Raw genomic sequence first — 20,778 nt, 5'->3', positions numbered from 1 at the left:
AAGCGGCCCGCCGCTCGCCTAAGGCGGGGGGATGAAAACCCACATCCTGATTACCGGCGCGAGCCGCGGCATTGGTGCGGCCATCGCCGACGCGCTTGCGACCGACGCGGCGAAGGTCGCCGCGCTGTCGAGCGCCGACGGCGACCTTGGCGACCCTGCGATTGCGGACCAACTATGGGCCAAAAGCCTCGACCGGCTCGACGGCCGGATCGACGTGCTCGTCAATAATGCCGGCGTTTTCGAAGCGAATCCGATCGACAGCAGCGATGCCGACTGGCTCGAAAGCTGGAACCGCACCCTCCAGATCAACCTGACCGCCGCCGCGCAGCTGTGCCGCCGCGCGGTGCAGCACTGGCAGGCGCGCCGGGCCGCAGGCGACACGAGCCATGGCCGGATCGTCAACATCGCCAGCCGCGCGGCCTATCGCGGCGACAGTCCCGCGCATTGGCATTATGCAGCATCGAAGGCGGGCATGGTCGCGATGACCAAGACGATTGCGCGCGGCTATGCTCATGAAGGCATCCTCGCCTTCGCCATTTGCCCGGGCTTCACGATGACCGGCATGGCCGAGGACTATCTCGCCAGCCGGGGCGGCGACACATTGCTCGCCGACATCCCGCTGGGCCGCGTGGCAAGCCCCGAGGAAATCGCCGAAATGGCGCGCTGGTGCGCGCTCGAGGCGCCGCCGTCGATGACCGGCGCGATACTCGATGCCAATGGAGCCAGCTATGTCCGCTAAAAGTCTTGCCCTGGCCGCCCTGATGCTTGCTGCCCCGATGCTTGCCGGATGCGCGCCGCAGGCGAGCGCTCCGGCCGCGGCGCCTCCTGCCCCGACGGGCAAGGCGCTCGCCGCCGCCTGCGCCGATCGCGACGGCTGGAGCGATCCCGCGCCGCCGGCCAAGCTGTTCGGCAACACTTATTATGTCGGCACCTGCGGCATCACCGCGCTGCTCATCGACGCACCGGCCGGACCGATCCTGATCGATGCCGCAACCGCCGAAGCGGCGCCTGCGATCCTTGCCAATATCCGTGCGCTGGGCTTCGATCCCAAACGCATCCGCGCGATCCTGACCAGCCATGAGCATTTCGATCATGTCGGCGGTCTCGCGGCGCTGCATGCCGCGACCGGCGCGCCGGTGATCGCGCTTGCCGACGCCGCGCCGCAGCTCGAAAGCGGAACCCCCGACCCGCGCGATCCGCAGCGCGGCGCCCTCGATAGCTTCACCGGCGTGCCGGTCGCACAGCGCCTGCGCGACGGACAGCCGCTCGCCTTTGCCGACATCCGGATCACCGCCCACGCAACTCCCGGCCACACGCCGGGCAGCACGAGCTGGACGTGGCAATCGTGCGAAGGGTCCGCCTGCCGCACCATCGCCTATGTCGACAGCCTGACCGCCATTTCGGCCGACGGCTACCGCTTCAGCGACCATCCCGACTATGTCGCGATGCTGCGCGCGACCTTTGCCAGGGTGCCGACGCTGCCGTGCGACTATCTGGTCACCCCGCATCCCGGCGCGAGCAATTTGTTTGCGCGGTTGGCGGGCGAGGCTCCGCTGGCCGGCGCCGATGGCTGCGCCGCTTATGCCGCGGCAGCAGGCAAGCGGCTCGACGATCGGCTGGCGAAAGAGGCGGCGACGCGATGAGCTGGATCGTCTCGCTGCCCTGCACGCGTGCGGAGGCCGAAGCGCTGTCGGGTGAAATCCCTGCGCTGGATGCTGCCCCCGAAGCGCCGGTCGTCGTGACGCGCGAGATCGACGAAGATGCCGGAACGTGGCAGCTCGACGCCTATATGGACGACGCGCCGGGCGATGATCTGCTGCGGCTGATCCAATCGCTCGCCCCGAGCGCGAAGGGCGTCGCGCCGACCGTCGCCGAATTGCCCGAAGAAGATTGGGTCACGCTGTCGCAGCAGGGGCTCGAGCCGGTGCGCGCCGGACGCTTTTTCGTCCACACCAGCAGCTATGCCGACCGCGTCCCGCCGGGCACGACATCCTTTCTGATCGATGCGAGCCAGGCCTTCGGCACCGGCGGGCACGACACCACTGCGGGCTGCCTCGCGATGCTCGACCGCCTCGACCGCGTGGGCGCCGCACCGCGCAATATCGCCGACATCGGGACGGGCACGGGCCTGCTCGCCTTCGCCGCCATGGCGCTATGGCCGCGCGCGCGCGTCATCGCGTCGGACATCGACCCGGCGAGCATATTCGTCACGCGTGACAATGCCGCGATCAACGATGTGCCGCTGGGCCGCGGCGGCGGCCGGCTCGCGCTGGCGGTCGCGCCGGGGACCGACCATCCGGCCATAAGGCACCGGGCGCCCTATGACCTCGTCATCGCCAATATTCTCGCCGGGCCGCTCATCACGCTTGCTCCCGACATTGCCGCTGCGACCGCACCCGGCGGCCGCGCCATTCTTGCCGGCCTGATCGCGCGCCAGTTGGATCCCGTAGTCGCCGCCTATCGCGCGCACGGCTTTCGCCTGTCCGCGCGCGGGGGCAGCGCGGAATGGCCCTGTCTGCTGCTCACCAAGCGGCGGCGCTACGGCTACCGCCGCAAGGAACGCGCCCTGCACCGCGCCAGCCCCTCGGACGCGAGCTTCGGGAGCTGGTGAAAATCAGGCTTTCGCCGCCGCATAGTCCTGCGTGCCGCGGGTGATGACGCTATCGTCCGGCAGGATGTCGGCGATCGGGATCGGCGGCAGCGCGGCGTTCGCGGCATAGAGCGGAGCAAAGTCGGTGTTGACCGTCGTCTCCAGAAGCTGGTCCAGACTATCGATCACGAAATAATTCTGCTGGAAATCGTCGATCCGGTAATCGGTGCGCATCACGCGCGCGAGGTCGAAACCGATGCGGTTGGGGCTGTCCGAATCGAGTGCGAAGACGCTTTCGGCGTAGGACGAGACGATCCCCGCGCCATAGATGCGCAGGTCGCCGCTCTCGCGGATCAGCCCGAATTCGACCGTGTACCAATAGAGCCGCGCGAGCTGCTTCAGCGCGTCGAACTGCAGGCTCCTGAGGCCGCCTTCGCCATAAGCGACCATATAATCGGCGAATATCGGGTCGGCGAGCATCGGGACATGGCCGAACACGTCGTGAAAGACGTCGGGTTCCTGCAGATAGTCGAGCTGCTGCGGTGTGCGGATGAAATTGCCCGCCGGGAAGCGCCGGTTCGCCAGATGGTCGAAAAACACGTCATCGGGGACAAGCCCCGGCACCGCCACGACCTGCCACCCCGTCGCCGCCATCAGCCGCGCATTGAGTTCGCGATAATCGGGGATGCCCGGCTTTTCGAGCTTAAGCACGTCGATCCCGCGCAGAAAGGCGTCGGCGGCGCGTCCCGGCAGCATCTCGGACTGGCGCGCGAACAGCCGGTCCCACATCGCATGCTCGTCGGCGGAAAAGGCGTCCCAATCCTGCGAAATCGTCCAATCCGCCGCGGCGCCCGGCGGCGGCGTGTCGTGGACGTGCGTAAACTGGCTTTCCATGCGTGCAATCTACCATCAATATGGTTTCAAGTGAAACTTTATTTGCCGACCTCGACGATTTGCGTTGCCAGCCGGTCGACCTCGGCCCGATCGTGGCTGACATAGAGGATCGGCACTTTCAGCTCGTCGCGTATCCGTTCGATCACCGTCATGATGTCGTCGCGCCGCGCCGCGTCGAGCGACGACAGCGGTTCGTCCATCAACAGGATTTGCGGCGCCGCGAGCAAGGCCCGGCCGATCGCGACCCGCTGCGCCTCGCCGCCCGACAGGCTTTGCGGCCAGCGACCGAGCAAATGGCCGATGCCCAGGAAATCGGCGGCCTCATCCAGCGTCATCCAGCGATTAGCCGGATCGGTGAGACGCCAGCCATAGAGGAGATTGGCCTTCACGCGCCGATGCGGAAAGAGACGCCCGTCCTGGAAGACATAGCCGACGCGCCGCGCCTCGGGCGGCAGGTCGGTGGCGCCGTCGAACAATGTCCGTCCGCCGATACGGATATGCCCGCGATCGGGGCGCAGCAGCCCGGCGACCATGTTGAGCAGGCTGGTCTTGCCGACCCCCGAAGGCCCGAACAGCGCGGTCAGTCCGGCTTCGGCCGTGAACTGCGCCCCGATGACGCTCGCGCCGAAGCGCCTTTCGACGTCGATATCAATCGCCATGCCGCGCCCTTTCGGCATGGGTGCGCCGCACCAGCCACTCGGACAGGATCAGCGCACCGAGCGACAGCGCGACCGACAGCAGAGCGAGCCGGGTTACCATCGCCTCCGCCCCCGGCACCTGCAGCGCCGAATAGATGGCGAGCGGCAGCGTCTGCGTTTCGCCGGGAATATTGGAAACGAAAGTGATCGTCGCGCCGAACTCGCCGATCGAGCGGGCGAAGCCGAGCACGAGCGCCGCCAGCACGCCGGGCAGAGCGAGCGGCAGGCTGACCGTCCGGAAGGCGTGCCAGCGCCCCGCCCCCAGCGTCCGCGCCGCGCCTTCGAGCCGCCGGTCGATCCCCTCGATCGACAGGCGCATCGCGCGTACCATCAGCGGGAGCGCCATGATCGCGGCGGCCAGCGCGGCGCCGGTCCAACGGAACATCAGCGTGACGCCGAGCCACTCCTGCAGCCGGCTGCCGATCGGGCCGAGCGGGCCGAAGGCGACAAGCAGCAGCCAGCCGGTGACGACTGGCGGCAGGACGAGCGGGAGATGGACCAGCGCGTCGAGCAGCAGCCGCCCCGGAAAGCGATAGCGCGCGAGCACCCAGGCGAGCGCGAAGGCAAGCGGCAGCGTCGCGAGCACTGCGACCCCGCCGACCTTGAGCGACAGCGCAACAATCCCCCACTCCTCGGCCGACAGCATCAGGGCGCCGTGAAGCCGTGGCGCGCAAAGATCGCGCGCGCCTGCCGCGACAACAGGAACGCGCGGAACGCTGCGGCCTCGCCGCTGCGCGACGTCTTGAGCAGCGCCAGCGGATAACGGATCGGCGGATGGCTGGCGGCCGGAAAGGTGCCAACGACGCGCACCGCGTGCGACGCCTGCGCATCGGTGGCGTAGACGATGCCGAGCGGCGCGGCGCCGCGTTCGACGAGCGCCAGTGCGGCGCGGACATTCTCGGCCGGGGCGAGCTTTTTCGCCACATCGCCCCACACGCCGAGCGCGGTCAGCGCGGCCTTGGCATATTTGCCCGCGGGCACCGCGTTCGGATCGGCAACCGCCAGCCGCCCGCCGCCGAGCGCGCGCGCCAGTGCGAAGCCGCGCGCGGGGGCAAGGTGCAGCCTGCTCGCCTTGGGGGCGATCAGCACGAGCCGGTTGCCGACCAGATTGGCGCGCGTGCCGGGACGCAGCAGTCCCGCCTTGGCGACCGCGTCCATCCAGGGCTCGTCGGCGGAGATGAACAGGTCGGCGGGCGCCCCCGCCATGATCTGCCGCGCGAGCGCCGACGATCCTGCGAAGGACAGGACGGGGCGCGCATGCCCCTGCGCCGCCCAGGCGTCGGCGGCGTCGGTCAGCGATTCCTGAAGGCTGGCCGCCGCAAGAATCAGCGGCCCGCGCTCGGCCGCTGCCGCCATGGGCGCCAAGGTGGTCAGGACAAGGAGGAGGAGCAGGCGCCGGAGGATCGCCATGGCGGCGACCATAGCCATGCTAGGCGGGGCGCGAAAGCGGCGGCAGGACGCGAACATGGCGATAGCCGCGCTCGATCGTCCCGCGCGCCGACAGATCGCGCAGCGCGGCGCCGAGCGTGACGCGCGACACGCCGAGCAGATCGGCGAGCTGTTGCTGCGTCGCGCGCACCGTCATCCCGTCGGCGGCGTCGGCGGCCATCGCCGCGAGCAGCCGCGCCAGCCGTTCGGCGACGGGCAGCCGCCGTTCGGCATCGATGATGTCGAGCGACACCGCAAGCTGGCGGCCCAGGCTGCGCAGCAGCAGCTCGGCCCAGCCGATGTCGGCGGTCATCAGCGCGCGAAGCACCGGGCGGTCGATGGCAACCAGCCGCGCCGGACCGCTGGCAATCGCGTCGACCTGGCGTTCGAGCCCGGTGAAGAAGGCCAGCTCGCCGAAGATATCGCCCGGCCCCAGCACGGCAAAGGCGGTGAACGCGCCATCCTCCGCATAACGTCCGACGAGTACATGCCCCTCGATCACGGCCCAGAAGGCATCGCCAGGATCGCCCTGATGCTGAACGAACTGACCATCCGCAAAGGATCGCGGCGACGTCATCGCGAGCAGCCGGTCGCGTTCGGTGCCCGACAGGCGCGTTCGCTCGGCAAGAGCCAATTGATAACTTCTTTGCATTGTCGAGTCGGTTTCTGTGCCACCGCGCGGTGAAAGACAAGTGGCACGATGCCATAGCGGGAGAATCGGGATGCAGCTTACCTCGGCCCAGTCGAGCCTGATCGTCGTTGCAATCTATGTCGGCTTCTGCCTGCTCGAGCTGATCCGCACGCGCCTGTTCGCCAAGTCCGAACAGTCGCGCCACGACGGCATCATCGAAATCGTCAGCACCTTCACGCTGCTGATCGCGACCCAGCCCGCAATCCTGCTGATCGTCAGCGCGCTCGGCCACGCCTGGTTTCCGCAATATGAAGGCGCGCTGGCGCACGCCCCCTGGTACGCCGCGCTCGCACTGTTCCTCGTCTTTGAAGACATGATGCAATATTGGTGGCACCGCGCGTCGCACAGCACCGCTTGGCTCTACAACCTGCACCGCGCGCACCATAATGCCCGCTATATGAGCGTCCGGCTCGTCTACCGGAACAACATCATCTATTATGCGATGATGCCGAGCATCTGGTTTGCCGGGGTGCTCGTCTACCTCGGGCTCGGCTGGTTCTACGCCTTCTATCTCATCGTGAAGATGGCGGTGATCATCGGCGCGCACAGCGACGTCGCCTGGGATGCGCCGCTCTATCGCATCCGGGCGCTCGCGCCGGTGATGTGGGTCGTCGAACGCACGATCAGCACCCCCGCGACGCATCATGCGCATCACGGCCGCCACGCCGACGACCCGGCGGTCAACTACAAGGGCAATTTCGGCAATCTTCTGTTTTTCTGGGACGTGCTGTTCGGCACCGCCAAGATCACGCGCAGCTATCCGCAAAGCTATGGCGTCGAAAATCTGCCGCCGGCCACGCTGGGCCAGCAGCTTTTGTGGCCGATCTTACCCGAGAACAAGGATATGCATGCGGTCATCCCCGGCGCCGTGCCGGGGACCAGCGAACCGCATGCGGTCGCGGCGGGCTGAACGGGTCGCAGCACGTCCCGCCAGCGCGCGGCCCGGCACCTGTGGGGGATGCCGGGCCGTTTGCCGGTCGTGGGTTCAGCGTTCCGCCAGCTTGCCGAGCGCCATGGCGTCAGCATTACTGAGGTCGAGGACGCGATGATCCGCAGCTTGCGGGTCATTGCCCAGTCGGTCCACAGAAAGAACCGCAGGTGGCGGCAATTCTGTCGGCGTTAGCGCCGCTTCGACCTTGCCAAGCAGCCGCAGCACCGACAGGGTGCCGCCAGCGATGAAAACCGACCTCGACCATCTTCCAGCCAACAAGCAGCGCGAGCTGGAGCGCGTGAAGGCGATCATCTTCGAAGAGTTCGAGGATGCATTGGCGCTCGGCACGATGAGCTGGAAGAAGAAGGGGCGGATCGACAAGATCATTCTTTACGGCAGCTATGCGCGCGGCGGCTGGGTCGATGAGCCTCATACGGCAAAAGGCTATCGCTCGGACTTCGACCTTCTCATCATCGTCAACGACAAGCGGTTAACCGAGAAGGTCGATTTCTGGGGCAAGCTCGAAGACCGGCTCATTCGCGAGCTCGCGATCGACAAGACGCTCAAGACCCCCGTCAACTTCATCGTTCACACCCTGCAGGAGGTGAACGACGGGCTGGCCCACGGCCGCTATTTCTTCATGGACGTCGCGCGCGACGGGATCGCGCTCTACGAATATAATGACAAGCCGCTCCACACCCCCAAGCCCAAGACACCCGAGCAGGCGCTGGCGATGGCGCGGGAGTATTTCGACGAATGGTTTCCTACCGCTTCTGATTTTCACGGCAGCGCGAACGATGCCATCGCCAATGGGAAAACGAAGCTGGCCGCATTTCTGATGCACCAAGCGGCGGAACGCCTTTACCACTGCGTCCTCTTGGTTTGCACCTTCTACACGCCGCACGTCCACAATCTTGCCTTCCTGCGCACCCAGGCCGAGCGCATTGATATGCGCCTCGTCGACGCTTGGCCACGCGAACTAAAATCGGATCGGTCTCGCTTCGAAAAGCTGAAGGAGGCCTATGTGAAGGCCCGCTATTCGAAGCATTACCGCATCACCGAAGAGGAGCTGACATGGCTCGGCGGCTGCGTCGAGGAACTCGGTCGCGCAGTTCACGCGGTTTGCTCAGAACGAATCGCAGCTTTGGAAGAGGGTGTACCCACATGACGGAGACGTCCGAAAGCAATGATCGCGCGCGGGCGATTGCGGACCGCAAGATCGCGTTGCTGATCGATGCCGACAATGTCTCACACGCCAAGATCGCAGCGATGCTGGCCGAACTTTCCAAATATGGGACGGCGAACATCCGCCGCGCGTACGGCAACTGGGCAAGCGATAGTCTGAAGGGCTGGAAAGACAAGCTCCACGATTTCGCGATCCGTCCGATCCAGCAGTTCAACTATTCGACGGGGAAAAATGCCACCGACATCGCGCTGGTGATCGATGCGATGGAGCTTCTCTACACTCAAAAGCTCGACGCCTTTTGCCTCGCTTCGAGCGATGCCGACTTCACGCCGCTCGTAATGCAGCTTCGCGCCAATGGTCATGAAGTCTACGGCTTCGGTGAACGGAAAACGCCCAGTCCGTTCGTCAATGCCTGCACGACATTCCTCTATCTCGATAATCTCGATGGCGTCGATACACCTGCGGCACCGTCCGAGGCACCCGAACCGAAGCCGCCAAAGGCCAAGGATTCGGCAAAGGCTGCTACGCCGCCCGCAAGGGCCACCAACAGGAAACTCGCGCAGGACACCAAGCTGGTGACGATCCTGCGCGGTGCCGTTGAGGCGTCAGCCCGTGACGACGGATGGGCATCGATGTCGGCGGCCGGGAGCGCGGTCAAGCGGCAGGCGCCGATCGATCCAAGAAACTACGGGGCCAAGAATTTTCCGGCGTTGTTTGAGGCCACCGGCCTATTCGAGATCGTCAAGGGCGAAGGCGGCCACAGCTTCGTTGCCGACAAGCGTAACAAGGACCGCGCAGCCAAGCCGGCATCTTGATCGTCTCAATCTGGTTGCTGCTCGGTGACACGTCCGCTTAGCGCCCGAACTCAGTCCTTCGCCCTTTCTCGCCAATTCCCTAGAAGCGGACATCGAATCGACCATTGCCGAGTGGCCGCAATGTCGGACTGTCCGGAACGGCGGGCTACAGCCTTACAAATGGAATAGCGGACTTTCGGATGCGTCTGGGCATAACAGACCCCAGCTCAACGGTGATACACGCACAAGTTCAGATGAAGCCCGCCAAGCGCGCTGCCGAGCGTTCGTCAGCAAGGATCGCCACGGCGCTCGGCCAGAAGCGGTTCAAGAGCGTAGCTCTGTGATATCTTCGCAAAAGACGAATTGGCAGAGGCGCCGGCAGAAGAGTTCCTGTCGCCGGCTCTATACTTGCGCCGAAGGCGCTCGCACGCGACAAGAAATGACGAATGTGAGTCGCACAGCTACGGAGAGAAGGCGCTGAATGCAGGACGCCAAGGCGAAATTGAGCGTGATGGTCTCGTCGAGCGTTTACGGTAAAGAACCGATGCTTGACCAGATTTACGCTGCGCTGGAGGCATTCGGCTACAAGGTGTGGATGTCGTACAAGGGCACCGTACCGGTCATTCCTGGCGTTAGCGCGTTTGATTCATGCTTGATGGCGGTTGAAAGGTGCGATCTGTTTTTCGGGTTGATTACGCAGAACTATGGATCGGGAATGTCCGCCGGGCAGCTTGCGATCACCCATCGCGAGCTGCTTCGGGCGATCGAATTGGAGAAGCCCCGATTCATGCTTGCCCATGACAATGTTGTAGTAGCGCGGCGCCTGCTGATGGATCTTGGATATAAGACCGCTGACGATCGGGCTGCTCTTGAACTGCGCAAGGGCGCGGTCGTCGTCGATGATTTACGGCTCATCGACATGTATGAAGCTGCAACACTGGAAGGCATTCCGCTGGAGGAGAGACGGGACAATTGGGTGCAGCCTTACAAGACTCCCCCCGATGCGCTGCTCTATGTCGAAGAGCAGTTCGGCCGCTATGAAGACAATGTACGGTTCGTGGCCGAGTGGCACGCGAGAAAGGCGGCGGCGTCGTGACGGTCGATACGGTGAAAAGGCGGTTATCCGGCGGCGAGGACGCGACGGTTGAGTTCGTCCGGGATTTGCGCTCGCCTGGGCTGATTGCCCGGACAGTCTGCGCCTTCATGAACGGCGAAGGGGGCACCATCTATTGCGGGGTCGATGAGAAAGGCAAGGCGGTCGGTATATCCGGCGATGCTGAGGCGGTCGCCCGGAAGCTGGAATTTGACCTGAAGAAGCTGATTTCTCCCAGTGCTCTTTTCACTGCGACGGCGGCTGCAGTCGATGACCGCGAGCTTGTCATCGTCGATGTGCCGCAAGGTAAGGATCGGCCTTATGTTGTTGAAGGCGGCGTATGGCTCCGGCGCGGTGCTGCCACCAAGCCAGCCGATATCACCACGCTCAAAGCCATGCTCCGCAACCAGGCGGATACCCCGGAGCGGTGGGAACGGCGGCTGTCGCCATCGATGACGATGGATGATCTCGACACCGATGAGGTGCGTACAACCGTGCGGGAGGCGGAGGAGCTGCAGCGCTTCGACTTTTCGGATCGGCGGGATGACCTCGCGGTATTGATGGATCTGGCCGTTTACAGCGGCAGCGGATTTACGCAGGGCGGCGACGTGCTGTTCAGCCGGGCTCCGAGCCGACGGCATCCCCAGTGCCGCGTGCAGTATGTGCGGTTTGCCGGCGACAAGGCGGATGACGTCTATCAGGACAACAGGACCTTCGATGGTCCCCTTGTGCGGGTCTGCAATCAGCTGATCGAAGCAATTTCGGCTGCCAGTCCCATGCGGTCGGTTTTCGTTGCAGGCGAAGCGCGGCGGCTTGACCAGCCAGCCTACGATCTGACAGCGGTCCGCGAAGGCATCGTCAATGCGTTCGTGCATCGCGACTATTCTGCCTATTCGGGCGGTTTGCGGGTGTCTGTTTATGGCAACCGGATCGAAATCTGGAACAGCGGCCGGCTGCCCAATGGCCTGACGCCGGGCGCCCTCCGCCGCGAACATCCCTCAATCCTTATCAACCCAGATATCGCACAAGTTTTCCACCTGCGCGATCTCATGGAACGGATTGGCCGTGGAACTGAGAAGATCGTCAAGGCGAGCAAGCGGATTGGTGCTCCGCCGCCGCAATGGCGCGACAGCCCGACCGGTGTGACCCTGACTTTGTTTGCCGCCACGCCGACCGCCAGCGGCAAGAGCGTCGAACTCAATGAGCGCCAGAATCAGCTGCTGCTCGACCTCCAGCCGGGCGAGGCGATCTCACCCAGAGAGTATCAGGAGCGCTATGCGGCAGCGGTATCGGCGCGTCAGGCCCGGCGCGATCTGGAGGAGCTCGAAGGGCTTGGATGGCTGCGGCGCGAGGGGCAGACGCGGTCCATTGTCTATCGCCTGCCGTGATTGCGGACATTTGCGGACATCGCTTAGCGGCGGCAAGGGGAAGTTCGCGAAAGCTCTTATGTTCTGCTAACCTCTTTTATTATAAGTAGAATTCGTCAATCATGCGAAGCCAGAAATCGCCCAGAAACCGGTTTGCGGACATTTGCGGACATGCTGCAAGTCCATCAAATCAATCATGCTACAGCTGGCGATCAGCGCCATGAGCCTTTCACAGATTGCGCTATCTGCGCGGTCGGACCCTCTTGTACTCCATTGGCCCTCGCCGGGAAAGCCAGCTGGTTTTATCGAATTCAATGACCCAGGCGAGTGGCGCGTATTTGTGGAAGGTCTTTCGCTCGATCCGCTCGTCCCCGATGTTGTGCGGCTGAAATATGAGCGCGCCCAGAAGCTCTATCTGCTCGGGTGGATCGACGCCGATCTGATTAAAGCAGGCGAGCTGGTCGCGTTGACCGCCTTGGAACTCGCGCTGAACGACCGATACGGCAGCGCGGTGAAGCCGATTTCCAGAAAACGGATCGACCCCTCCTCGCCGGAGGCGATGATGGCGCCCCCGCCGCAGCGTTCATTCAAAGCGTTGCTCAGGCACATGGTGGCCGGGGACGGACTGACCGACGATCAAATTCCAATGATTGCCGCCTGTGGCGGCACAGCCATCGGCCAGCTCACCGGCACGTCAAAACCGACCCTCGATGAACGCCGCAATGCACTGGCCCATGGAGATCCATTCGATGGAATTCCAACGAGCGGGTTGATCGAGCTCGTCCGCGATCTGATCACGTTCGCCTATCGGCATTATCTGGCCCAAGCACATACGGCCCCAAGGGCTGCGGCCGCCGGGCGGCCGTAACGCAGCGCGAAATCGTGCAGGCAGACCGCGTCTGAATCAAAGGTCCGCCGGCTGCTGTCATCTTCTTCGGGATCGATCGGACCATAGTCGGGCCCGCCAATCTCGAAGCGGTGCAGATGATTGCCCGTCCATCCGAACGCGGCCTGAAGCAACGCATGAAGCTGCGCCAGCGTCAGGCTGAAAGGCAATTCAAGGGTGCGGCTGACGGCGGGCTCGATATCGGCTATCCGTACTTCCATACGATAAGGTCATCTGATTCAAACATATCGTCATGGATGACGGTGAATTCTTGGCGCCGCAAGTAACGTATGCGCCAGCGCCGAGCAGAATGCTTGCCAAATCCGGCGTTACCGCCATGATGGCTCCGGAGAGGCGGCGCGCGGATGCGGTTCTGGTGGGTCAATCATAAGCAAACGATGCGGCAAGAGATCGCCGGCGGCTATCTTTGGTCGCCAGTGACTGAGGCGAACGGCGCGCGCAGCCAATTCTACGACAATCTGCGCCATGCAGCGCCCGGCGATCTCGTTCTTTCCTATGCCAACGGCCAGGTGGGGAGGATTGGCATAATCGCCGATTTCGCCATCAATGCACCGAAACCTGCCGAGTTCGGGACGATCGGCGCCTACTGGAATTCTGCGGGATGGCTGCTGCCGGTGCAATGGCTCGAGGCAGCCCTCGCGGTACGCCCAAAGGCATTGCTCGCGCGGCTCGCGCCGCTGCTGCCGTCAATGCACTCACCGATCCGGGCCGCAACCGGCGACGGCAATCAGAAGGCCTATCTGGCAGAAGTTGACGCGGCGGTGTTCGACGTCGTGCTGGAGGCGGCGCATATGCGTTTGGCCAACTTCTTGACGCTGCGGCCGGCAAACACAGTATCGGACTTTACCCGGCAGCTCGACGACCTGGTCGAGGAGCGGATCAAGGACGATGCCGGCATCGACGCAACAATGCGCGAGCAGTTGACCCGGGCGCGCCGTGGCCAAGGCCTTTTCCGGCGGCGGGTACTTGATGTCGAACCCGTGTGCCGCATCACCGGTGTCGATAAGCCCAATTTGCTGATCGCCAGCCACATCAAGCCGTGGCGCGCCTGCGGGACCGCCAGTGAGCGGCTCGATGGCTTCAATGGCCTGATGCTCGCGCCACACGCAGATTTTCTGTTCGACCGGGGCTTGATCGGCTTCGAGGAGGACGGCCGCACACTATTTTCAGCAAAGCTGAGCGATGGCGATGCCATCAAGCTTGGGCTGCACAACAGCCAAAGGCCTCCGCCAAAACCGCTCCGGGAAGAGAGCAAGGCCTATTTCCACCATCACCGGACCAGTGTCTTTATCGGCTGACTTGAGGCGCCGATCTGGAGGACCGCATCACCGGGTTTTAGATGGCTCGCGGTCGGCGGCGCGGGCGAGAACCGTTGTCACGAAGCGCACACCGTAGACTGCGGCAGCCCGGCGGACGGTGAGATATTGCAGCGCAAGGCAGAGGCCATAGCCGATGACCAAGCCCGGGTCTGACAAACGGATGATCGCGGCGGCAGTGAAACCGGCGAAGAAGAGTGCTGCCAGCGCGGTATAGTCGCGGGTGAACAGGAAATCGCGATGGGAGTGCAGAATCGCCGGGTCGTCCTCAACCTCCTTGTAGAGCTTGTACCACGCGCGGTTCTCGGCGCTTGCTCCCGAAGGAAAGGCCTTGCCGAGCCGCCTTTTCAGCCGCGCGGGGTCGATCCGGGGGTCAGTGGCGGCCCATTTGCTGAATGCCCTGCTGCCCGGAAGCGGATCATGCCAGCGCAAGAACACTAATCGCGCCTTCGTAATAGGATCAAGCAACCCATTAGCTACCGACGTCAGGGCGAGAGCGAGGCCCGCCGGTGCGAGGCTAATGGCGCTCGGAGCAATTCCTCCCCAACCTAGGGCAGTGATCGGCCCGGCGCGGAGAACTGCATGAAAGACAATCACATTGAGCGCAATCACGAGCCATAGCTGCGCGCGATACTGGTCCTTCAGCGGTTTAGAACCGTTTTCGGTCATGTGTATTCCTCAACGACCGTGTAAAATGGGAGCTCGTCAGCACTGCCGTATCCGGAGCGGCGCGCGAAACCGCCATAGTGGATTTTCGAGCGCCCCTGTGTAGCGACGATGGAACCGCCGCGCCGCTTGAAGGCGTTGAGCACAATTCTCCGCGGATGCGATGCGTCATCTGGAGGTGCAGATACAAAGGCCGAGAATCGTGCGGGCGTGCCCTCGGGCACGATGGGTCCGAGAAGGCGGTTTAATATCGTAGGCCCCACATTCCGGCGGCTTCCATGGTGAGGAATTTGCACGAAGGTAAACTGCTGGAGCGGCAGGCCGGTGCGGTCAGCATAGTCGGCCGACCATGTCAGTGCCTTGAGCCCAGCGTCGCCGGTCAGAAGCACCCGCTTGCTGCCGAATGTGCCATAAAGAACTGCACTCGTTTCGTTGCTGGCGCTGGTGACACCGCCATCCCGCAGCCGTTCGTCATACCAACTCTCGGCGATCCAGCCATGGACTGCCGCTTTGGCCGCCTCGAGGAATTTGCGGAGCGACGATTCTTTTCCGAGCCACCAATGCGCATCCTTGATGGCCATAACGTCTGGCTCGGGTGTTTTCTCGAACTGCGGAAGCAGAAACCGGTAGGCCAAGGCGGTCGGCGACATCACGCGGAAGGGGCCAATATCTTGACCTTCGAAGGGCAGATGGATCTGGCACCCTTTCTCTAAAGCAAGGTCGAAGATCTCCGAGATAATGCCGTATTCGGCGCGCACGGCCCGCTCCAACCCTGCCGAAGTCCAACGCTTGTCAGCGAAAAGATCGCGGGAATTTTCAGCAAGGAGCCAAGGGATGTGCATCCAGAGATGCCGGACAGGAACGTCCTCAAGGACCTTGCGGATGCCGGAGGCGTGGTCGCCGTCCGAGTGCGTAAGCACGACATGCTCCAGGACCGGGTAGGGACCGAAATACGTGCGCAAATGGTCGACAATTTTGGCTCCTGTTTCGGCGTGGCCTCCATCGACGAGCATCAGCTTGTAGCTGGTATCATTGCCGTAGCGGACGACAATGGCGTCCCCAGCCTTCGCACCAGTGCCTACCGGCAAGAATTCAACCTCGCAGTTCAGCGGGGCCGTTTCCAAGGCGACGAGAATATCATCTAGCATGTCGCGGGTTCCTCACTGGAGAGGCGCCGGGTTGCGGCATTCAGAAATTCTGACAATCTGACGCGCAGCGCGGGTTCATCGCCGGTCTCGCAATCCCATATCGTCATGACCTCCCAACCGCGGGCTTCAAGCGCCGCCTTGGCTATCGCGTCCCGCTCAGTGTTGCGGCGCAGTTTCGGGGCCCAATAGCCGGTATTCGATGCCGGAATCCGTCCGGCCCTGCAGGTTGCGTGCTGATGCCAAAAACATCCGTGAACGAAGATGACTTTGCGCCGCGGTCCGAACACAAGATCGGGTTTGCCCGGCAAATCCTTGCGGTGCAGGCGGTAACGGTAGCCCATGGCATGCGCCAGACGCCGCACCAGCAACTCCGGCGTGGTATCCCGGCCCTTGATCCGGCGCATATTGGCGCTGCGCTGCGCGGGAGAGAGCCGGTCCGCCATCGGACTACTCCGGCAGCTCGTTGCTGGCGATGAGGCTGCACATCTGCTGAGGGCTGAGCTGGCTGAGCAAGTGCTGTGCCTGTGGATCGGACAGCAGGCTGCGGGCCATACCGGACTTCCGCTCAAGCGCGCCCGCTACCGCTTCGTCGATCGTGTCGGACGCTATCAGCCGGAGATAGCTGACAGCCTGTTCCTGCCCGATGCGGTGGTTCCGGTCCTGGCTTTGTGCGTAGTGATCATATCGCCACGACATCGATTCATAGATCGTGAAGCTTGCCGCCGTGAGCGTGAACCCCGTCCCGGCGGCGGCCGGGTTGGCGATGAGGACGCGCGTATCGGGGTCACCCTGAAACCTTGCCGCGACCTCCTGCCGCTCTCCGGTCTCGATTCCGCCGTAGATCGCGACAGCCCCATAATGCGCGAAGCGGGCAATCAGCGCTTCGATATTGCGCACATAGGTCGACCAGATGATGATCTTGCGCCCGGGCACCGACAGGATGTCGCTCACCAGGCCGTCGAGAACCTCGAACTTGGCCGGCGTCTGCGCGGTATCTGGGAACAGCAGGGCCGGGTTGCTCGCGAGCTGGCTCAGCCGCGTGAGCTGCGCGAGCGCCGTCGAAGCGAACGCCCGGTACTGATCGCCGGACATGCCCTCAATGGCACAGACCATCTGGGTGCGCATTTCGTTATACAGGCGGCGCTGCCAGCTTGGCAGCTCGACCACGACATCGGTGAACGTCTTGTCCGGGAGATCGAGACATTCCTCCTTCGTCCGCCGGAGCACAAGCCGGTCCAGAACCGGCTTTGCGAACGCCGCCGAAGGATCTTCTTCGACGCGGGCAAGAAAGGACTCAAGTGACCCCAAAGCATGTTCGCCAGGCGCTATGATTTCGATCTGCGTGTGCAGATCGGCCGGCGTGTTCGTCACAGGTGTTCCGGAGAGCAGCCAGCGGTACTCGCACCGCGGCGAGAAATGGCGCATCGACGTCGATGTCAGTGACTGCCAGTTCTTTGCTGCGTGGGACTCATCGAGCACGAGAACGGTCCGGCTGCGGTCCACCAATGAGAGCACCGCCGTAACCTCGACCCTCGCCGTCTCATAGCTGGTCACGACGACGGCAGCGGTGGAATTGGCGAATGTCCGGCGCCGCTCCTTGGGCGTGCCCTCGGCGATCTCGACGGTAACGCCCGGCGCGAACTTGGCGATCTCCGCCACCCAGTTGCGCTTGAGCGAATTGGGGCAGATGACCAGCATCCGGTTGGCTTCGCCTTCCTCCCGGAGCTGACGGAAAGCGTCGATCGCCACCAACGTCTTGCCGAGGCCCTGTTCGAACGCGAGCAGGCCTTGGCGGCCCCCGGTCAGGAAGGCGACGCCCTCGCGCTGATGTTCCATGAGCTCGACGGCCATGGCTTAGGCGGCCTTGCCATGCTTCGCGTACAGCTGGTCGAAATACTCCAGCGCCTCGCGGAATTCGGCGACTTCGCCCGGGTCGAGGGCCTTCATATCGGCCATGCTGGCCTCGCTCAGCGAGGCCGTGAATTTGCGCAGAGCAACGCGGAACGGGCGCACGTCGGGCAGGATGTGGTGCTCGATCTGAGCCGCGGCCTGATAGAGGAGGGCCACCTCCTCCTCGCAGAGGTCGCCTTCATCCCGGTCGAGCGACCGGCTGACCTGCTGCCCGAGGGCGGCGATCTTCGCCTTGACGCTGCTCGAGTTCGACTTGATCTCGAGCGCGAGCCGGCTTGCGACATGTTTCTCGCCGGACTTGAGCTGTTCCCATTTCTCCGGGTCATCATAGAATTCCTTCAGGAAGCGGGCGTCGCGGTATTCCTTGAAGGCTTCGTTGCGCACCATGTCGAAGACATCGGCGCGCAAGGCGTCGAAATTGGGATTATCATAGTCGCGCAGCATGGAGCCGATCACGCGTGCTTTGCTGGCCTCCTCGAGCACACTAAACTTTTCGGCTGCGATCTTTTCACCCTGCCCATCGGCTTCATCGACATGATCGACATAGGCATGGGCAAAAGCATAGGCGTCGCGAAGCCGCTGGACCCAGGACACCGATTTTTCCATGTGCTGGGCCATCTCGGTGACGTTCATCATCGCCGCTTCCTGGCCGTTGCCGACTACGGCATCGTGGATGAACTTGGCTTCAACATAGCGTCCCCAGTCCCTAACGCCCGTGCCGCGGACATGGATGCGGGCGAGCAGAATGGTACGTTCCCGCTCGCTGAATTCCGGCGGCAGCAGCTTGACCTTGATGCGGCGGAACTTGCCTTCTTTCAGCCCTTTGGTGTGCTTGCGGTCGAGCTGGCGGAAAATGGTGAGGCGTGTCGCGCCCTCCAGCACCAACGCCTTTGCGGTGTCGTCGAAGCGCTGGACATAGATGGGCTCCATCTGGCCGATATCGTCGATCGACTTGAGCAGCGTATCGTAGCCACGCGAATTCTGAAGTGCGGCCTCAAGCTGCGCTTCGGATTTGACGCCGCTGGCTGGCAGCAGGGTCTGGAGCCGCGGATTGTCAGACCACAGCGTGACACCATCATAGACGTCGAGCTCAGCCTCCTCCAGCTCCCAATCCCGCCCGCCGATCTTCTCGACATATTTGCGCGGACGCGGTTTCAAATTCCCAGGTGCATCGCTCATGCCGGCCTCCGAATGATTACTTGCTACAGCAAATTGCAGCAAGTTCGTTCTCATTAATTGCAACGCGGAGACTGCGTGTCAAGCCTGCGGACGATTTTACTCGACGACCGCGCACAAGACGCTATTATTTTGGGTTCAAACGTTCTAAGTTTGTTCCACGCCCTGCGCCGCCGGGCCGGGCGGATTAACAAGCTCCCGGGGGCCGCGTGGTATCGAAAAAAGTACAGGATTCAGAACAACTAAAGGTCCACCTCGCTTCGAAAGCGCGGCGTGGCGCTGCTCCAACGTGCGTGGATCTGTTTGCCGGCGCAGGCGGCCTGGCGGTCGGTTTCCGCAATGCCGGATGGGCCGTTGTCGGCGCAAATGACATTGACAAGGACGCCGGTGCAACCTTCCGGCTGAACTTTCCCGAGTCGGTCTTTTTCGAAGGCCCCGTCTCTCTGCTTACCGCCGAAACGGTGTTGCGGGAGTGCGGCCTGAAAGAGGGGGAGCTGGATTGCCTAATCGGCGGTCCGCCCTGCCAATCCTTCAGCTACAACAACCATCAGCGATCAGAGATCGGCACACGCGCACGGCTGTTCGAGCACTATCTCCGCATTGTGCGAGGACTTCGTCCCAAAACGCTCATCATGGAAAATGTGCCGGGCATTCTGACGATCGGCGACGGCAGCGTGATCGAAACGATCCAATCCGAACTCAAGTCGCTTGGCTATGCAAGCGATGTCGAAATCCTTTCGGCCGAGGAATTCGGCACACCGCAAGTGCGCCGTAGGGTTTTCATCGTTGCCAGCCGGATCGGTGCACCGGCTCAGCTGCTTCCCCAGCCGACCCACCGGTCGGCTGACCCGCGCAAGATCAAGGCGGGGCAGCGCAAGGGCCTTAAGCATTTGGTGACGGTGCACAAAGCGATCGGCGACTTGCCCCACATATCCAATGGCGGCGGTGAACGTGCAGCGCCGCGAGGCGGTTCGAGGCCCTTCTCAGAATTTCAGCGCATGGCGCGGAGCGGAACGCGGACGGTATTCAATCATGTCTGCCACACGCTGACCGAGGTGAATCTGAAACGTATCGTTCATGTCCCGGAAGGCGGAAACTGGCGGGATATCCCGCGGGATCTGCTCCCTGCAGGAATGCAGCGGGCGAAGTTGTCCGATCATACCAAGCGTTACGGCCGCCTGTCCCGAGATGGCCTGGCTTCCACCCTGCTGACGAAGTGTGACCCCCATTGGGGCGCTTATGTGCACCCCACTGAGCACAGGACTATTTCGGTGCGCGAAGCCGCCCGGTTGCAAGGTTTCCCTGATGCATTTCAGTTCGCCGGCAACTGTCTGGGTAAACATTATGAGCAGGTTGGGAACGCGGTTCCCGTGCCGGTGGCGTTGGCCATAGCCGGGGCAGTCGCCAAACATTTGGTGAAGAGCGCGGCCCTGGAGTCTGAAGATCCGGTAAACAATGAGTCTACGAAGCTCGCAGCATAACCAACGAACCAGTATACCCAAATACAGCCTTGGCCTATCAAGTTTGGCGGTTCATTGGCCGCTACGGTCGACTGGTTCACGCGGTTTCGATGAATTTGTCCGACGGACATGTGCAAGGGTGCTGACTTCGGCAGCCGGAGGTTCTTCACAGGAAGACCGCCTCGCTCGATTCTCCGCGTCGTTCTGTCACCCAAATGGAACCCTTGCTTCGCGGATCGACCGCAAGACATTCCGATCGGACGATACCGCAAGGGATTGCCGTAAGAGTCCAGCGCAATGGCCCGAATCGGACCAAAGCCATTTAAGTGATGCGCAACCCTGACAAACCGCGCCATTTGGAGAAGGTGCCGAATTGAAGCGGAATCAGGAAGTGAATGAACGACCGCTATAGACTTTGCCGTCCCGAAACCTGACCGTCTCCAAACGTTGAGAGTTTCAGACGCCGGGAGGCGTCAGAAAGTCTTCGGTGCCCGAACCGCGGTGATCATGGGCCGAGCTATG

General features: G+C 63.0%; 24 protein-coding genes. 12 read left to right on the top strand and 12 right to left on the bottom strand.

The features are described 5' to 3' along the window. The first annotated feature begins 31 nt into the window (after positions 1-31). Genes ACT17R_RS15440 through ACT17R_RS15430 form a run of 3 tightly spaced genes read left to right on the top strand, consistent with a single transcriptional unit; the run spans position 32 to position 2,611 of the window. Positions 32-739: an SDR family NAD(P)-dependent oxidoreductase gene (locus tag ACT17R_RS15440; RefSeq protein ID WP_062901055.1), complete on the top strand. Its 708-nt coding sequence runs from the start codon at positions 32-34 to the stop codon at positions 737-739. Then, positions 729-1,643 carry a subclass B3 metallo-beta-lactamase gene (gene bla, locus ACT17R_RS15435; protein WP_444809775.1) on the top strand — a complete coding sequence of 305 codons (915 nt, stop codon included), beginning with the start codon at positions 729-731 and terminating at the stop codon, positions 1,641-1,643. The genes ACT17R_RS15440 and bla overlap by 11 nt, the downstream gene beginning before the upstream one ends. Continuing rightward, the gene (locus ACT17R_RS15430) at positions 1,640-2,611 is read left to right on the top strand and encodes a 50S ribosomal protein L11 methyltransferase (protein ID WP_444809774.1); all 972 of its coding nucleotides are present in this window, start codon (positions 1,640-1,642) and stop codon (positions 2,609-2,611) included. Before bla ends, ACT17R_RS15430 begins: the two co-directional genes overlap by 4 nt. A gap of 3 nt (positions 2,612-2,614) precedes the next feature. On the opposite strand, the gene phhA is transcribed toward ACT17R_RS15430, so the two are convergent. The 5 genes from phhA to ACT17R_RS15405 are packed head-to-tail and all read right to left on the bottom strand — an operon-like array spanning position 2,615 to position 6,262. Continuing rightward, entirely contained in the window at positions 2,615-3,484 is an 870-nt protein-coding gene (gene phhA / locus ACT17R_RS15425; protein ID WP_217373099.1) for a phenylalanine 4-monooxygenase, read from the bottom strand. Between the two features lie 38 nt (positions 3,485-3,522). Further along, entirely contained in the window at positions 3,523-4,143 is a 621-nt protein-coding gene (locus ACT17R_RS15420; protein ID WP_444809773.1) for a molybdenum ABC transporter ATP-binding protein, read from the bottom strand. Beyond that, positions 4,133-4,828, bottom strand: coding sequence for a molybdate ABC transporter permease subunit (gene modB, locus ACT17R_RS15415; protein WP_217373097.1), 696 nt, complete (start codon positions 4,826-4,828; stop codon positions 4,133-4,135). The genes ACT17R_RS15420 and modB overlap by 11 nt, the downstream gene beginning before the upstream one ends. Next, complete coding sequence (gene modA / locus ACT17R_RS15410; protein ID WP_444809827.1) at positions 4,828-5,604, bottom strand: molybdate ABC transporter substrate-binding protein; 777 nt, start codon at positions 5,602-5,604, stop codon at positions 4,828-4,830. The genes modB and modA overlap by 1 nt, the downstream gene beginning before the upstream one ends. A gap of 7 nt (positions 5,605-5,611) precedes the next feature. Beyond that, on the bottom strand, positions 5,612-6,262 hold the full coding sequence (locus tag ACT17R_RS15405; RefSeq protein ID WP_082819832.1) for a Crp/Fnr family transcriptional regulator: 651 nt from the start codon (positions 6,260-6,262) through the stop codon (positions 5,612-5,614). A gap of 70 nt (positions 6,263-6,332) precedes the next feature. Between ACT17R_RS15405 and ACT17R_RS15400 the strand changes: the two genes are divergently transcribed. Continuing rightward, complete coding sequence (locus ACT17R_RS15400) at positions 6,333-7,211, top strand: sterol desaturase family protein (protein WP_444809772.1); 879 nt, start codon at positions 6,333-6,335, stop codon at positions 7,209-7,211. A 75-nt stretch (positions 7,212-7,286) separates the two neighbouring features. Here ACT17R_RS15400 and ACT17R_RS15395 read toward each other — a convergent pair whose 3' ends face one another. Next, positions 7,287-7,457, bottom strand: coding sequence for a hypothetical protein (locus ACT17R_RS15395; RefSeq protein ID WP_202988400.1), 171 nt, complete (start codon positions 7,455-7,457; stop codon positions 7,287-7,289). 19 nt (positions 7,458-7,476) lie between these two features. Between ACT17R_RS15395 and ACT17R_RS15390 the strand changes: the two genes are divergently transcribed. From ACT17R_RS15390 to ACT17R_RS15370, 5 genes are all read left to right on the top strand, one after another. After that, the gene (locus tag ACT17R_RS15390) at positions 7,477-8,400 is read left to right on the top strand and encodes a HEPN domain-containing protein (RefSeq protein ID WP_444809771.1); all 924 of its coding nucleotides are present in this window, start codon (positions 7,477-7,479) and stop codon (positions 8,398-8,400) included. Next, positions 8,397-9,233 carry an NYN domain-containing protein gene (locus ACT17R_RS15385; protein ID WP_444809770.1) on the top strand — a complete coding sequence of 279 codons (837 nt, stop codon included), beginning with the start codon at positions 8,397-8,399 and terminating at the stop codon, positions 9,231-9,233. Before ACT17R_RS15390 ends, ACT17R_RS15385 begins: the two co-directional genes overlap by 4 nt. Positions 9,234-9,693: 460 nt before the next feature. Next, positions 9,694-10,308 carry a DUF4062 domain-containing protein gene (locus ACT17R_RS15380; RefSeq protein ID WP_444809769.1) on the top strand — a complete coding sequence of 205 codons (615 nt, stop codon included), beginning with the start codon at positions 9,694-9,696 and terminating at the stop codon, positions 10,306-10,308. Continuing rightward, positions 10,305-11,693, top strand: a complete 1,389-nt coding sequence (locus tag ACT17R_RS15375) for an RNA-binding domain-containing protein (RefSeq protein ID WP_444809768.1) — start codon at positions 10,305-10,307, stop codon at positions 11,691-11,693. The genes ACT17R_RS15380 and ACT17R_RS15375 overlap by 4 nt, the downstream gene beginning before the upstream one ends. 175 nt (positions 11,694-11,868) lie before the next feature. Then, on the top strand, positions 11,869-12,540 hold the full coding sequence (locus ACT17R_RS15370; protein ID WP_444809767.1) for a hypothetical protein: 672 nt from the start codon (positions 11,869-11,871) through the stop codon (positions 12,538-12,540). Here the strand turns inward: ACT17R_RS15370 and ACT17R_RS15365 are convergent. Then, positions 12,486-12,728, bottom strand: coding sequence for an IS1096 element passenger TnpR family protein (locus tag ACT17R_RS15365; protein WP_444809826.1), 243 nt, complete (start codon positions 12,726-12,728; stop codon positions 12,486-12,488). The genes ACT17R_RS15370 and ACT17R_RS15365 overlap by 55 nt on opposite strands. On the opposite strand from ACT17R_RS15365, the gene ACT17R_RS15360 reads away from it, so the two are divergent. Continuing rightward, positions 12,696-12,845, top strand: a complete 150-nt coding sequence (locus tag ACT17R_RS15360; protein WP_444809828.1) for a hypothetical protein — start codon at positions 12,696-12,698, stop codon at positions 12,843-12,845. The genes ACT17R_RS15365 and ACT17R_RS15360 overlap by 33 nt on opposite strands. 78 nt (positions 12,846-12,923) lie before the next feature. Beyond that, complete coding sequence (locus tag ACT17R_RS15355; RefSeq protein ID WP_444809766.1) at positions 12,924-13,877, top strand: HNH endonuclease; 954 nt, start codon at positions 12,924-12,926, stop codon at positions 13,875-13,877. A gap of 27 nt (positions 13,878-13,904) precedes the next feature. Here ACT17R_RS15355 and ACT17R_RS15350 read toward each other — a convergent pair whose 3' ends face one another. The 5 genes from ACT17R_RS15350 to ACT17R_RS15330 are packed head-to-tail and all read right to left on the bottom strand — an operon-like array spanning position 13,905 to position 18,799. Beyond that, positions 13,905-14,564, bottom strand: coding sequence for a hypothetical protein (locus ACT17R_RS15350; RefSeq protein WP_444809765.1), 660 nt, complete (start codon positions 14,562-14,564; stop codon positions 13,905-13,907). Further along, complete coding sequence (locus ACT17R_RS15345) at positions 14,561-15,709, bottom strand: ComEC/Rec2 family competence protein (protein WP_444809764.1); 1,149 nt, start codon at positions 15,707-15,709, stop codon at positions 14,561-14,563. The genes ACT17R_RS15350 and ACT17R_RS15345 overlap by 4 nt, the downstream gene beginning before the upstream one ends. Beyond that, positions 15,703-16,152, bottom strand: a complete 450-nt coding sequence (locus tag ACT17R_RS15340; RefSeq protein ID WP_444809763.1) for a very short patch repair endonuclease — start codon at positions 16,150-16,152, stop codon at positions 15,703-15,705. The genes ACT17R_RS15345 and ACT17R_RS15340 overlap by 7 nt, the downstream gene beginning before the upstream one ends. A 4-nt stretch (positions 16,153-16,156) precedes the next feature. Next, complete coding sequence (locus ACT17R_RS15335) at positions 16,157-17,560, bottom strand: DEAD/DEAH box helicase (protein ID WP_444809762.1); 1,404 nt, start codon at positions 17,558-17,560, stop codon at positions 16,157-16,159. Between the two features lie 3 nt (positions 17,561-17,563). Then, positions 17,564-18,799 carry a hypothetical protein gene (locus ACT17R_RS15330; RefSeq protein WP_444809761.1) on the bottom strand — a complete coding sequence of 412 codons (1,236 nt, stop codon included), beginning with the start codon at positions 18,797-18,799 and terminating at the stop codon, positions 17,564-17,566. A 290-nt stretch (positions 18,800-19,089) separates the two neighbouring features. Between ACT17R_RS15330 and ACT17R_RS15325 the strand changes: the two genes are divergently transcribed. After that, positions 19,090-20,277: a DNA cytosine methyltransferase gene (locus ACT17R_RS15325; RefSeq protein ID WP_444809760.1), complete on the top strand. Its 1,188-nt coding sequence runs from the start codon at positions 19,090-19,092 to the stop codon at positions 20,275-20,277. The last annotated feature ends 501 nt before the right edge of the window (positions 20,278-20,778 follow it).

This window comes from Sphingopyxis sp. Q841 (assembly GCF_052384365.1).
Lineage (GTDB): Bacteria > Pseudomonadota > Alphaproteobacteria > Sphingomonadales > Sphingomonadaceae > Sphingopyxis > Sphingopyxis terrae_A.
This window is presented reverse-complemented; position numbering and strand designations above follow the sequence as displayed.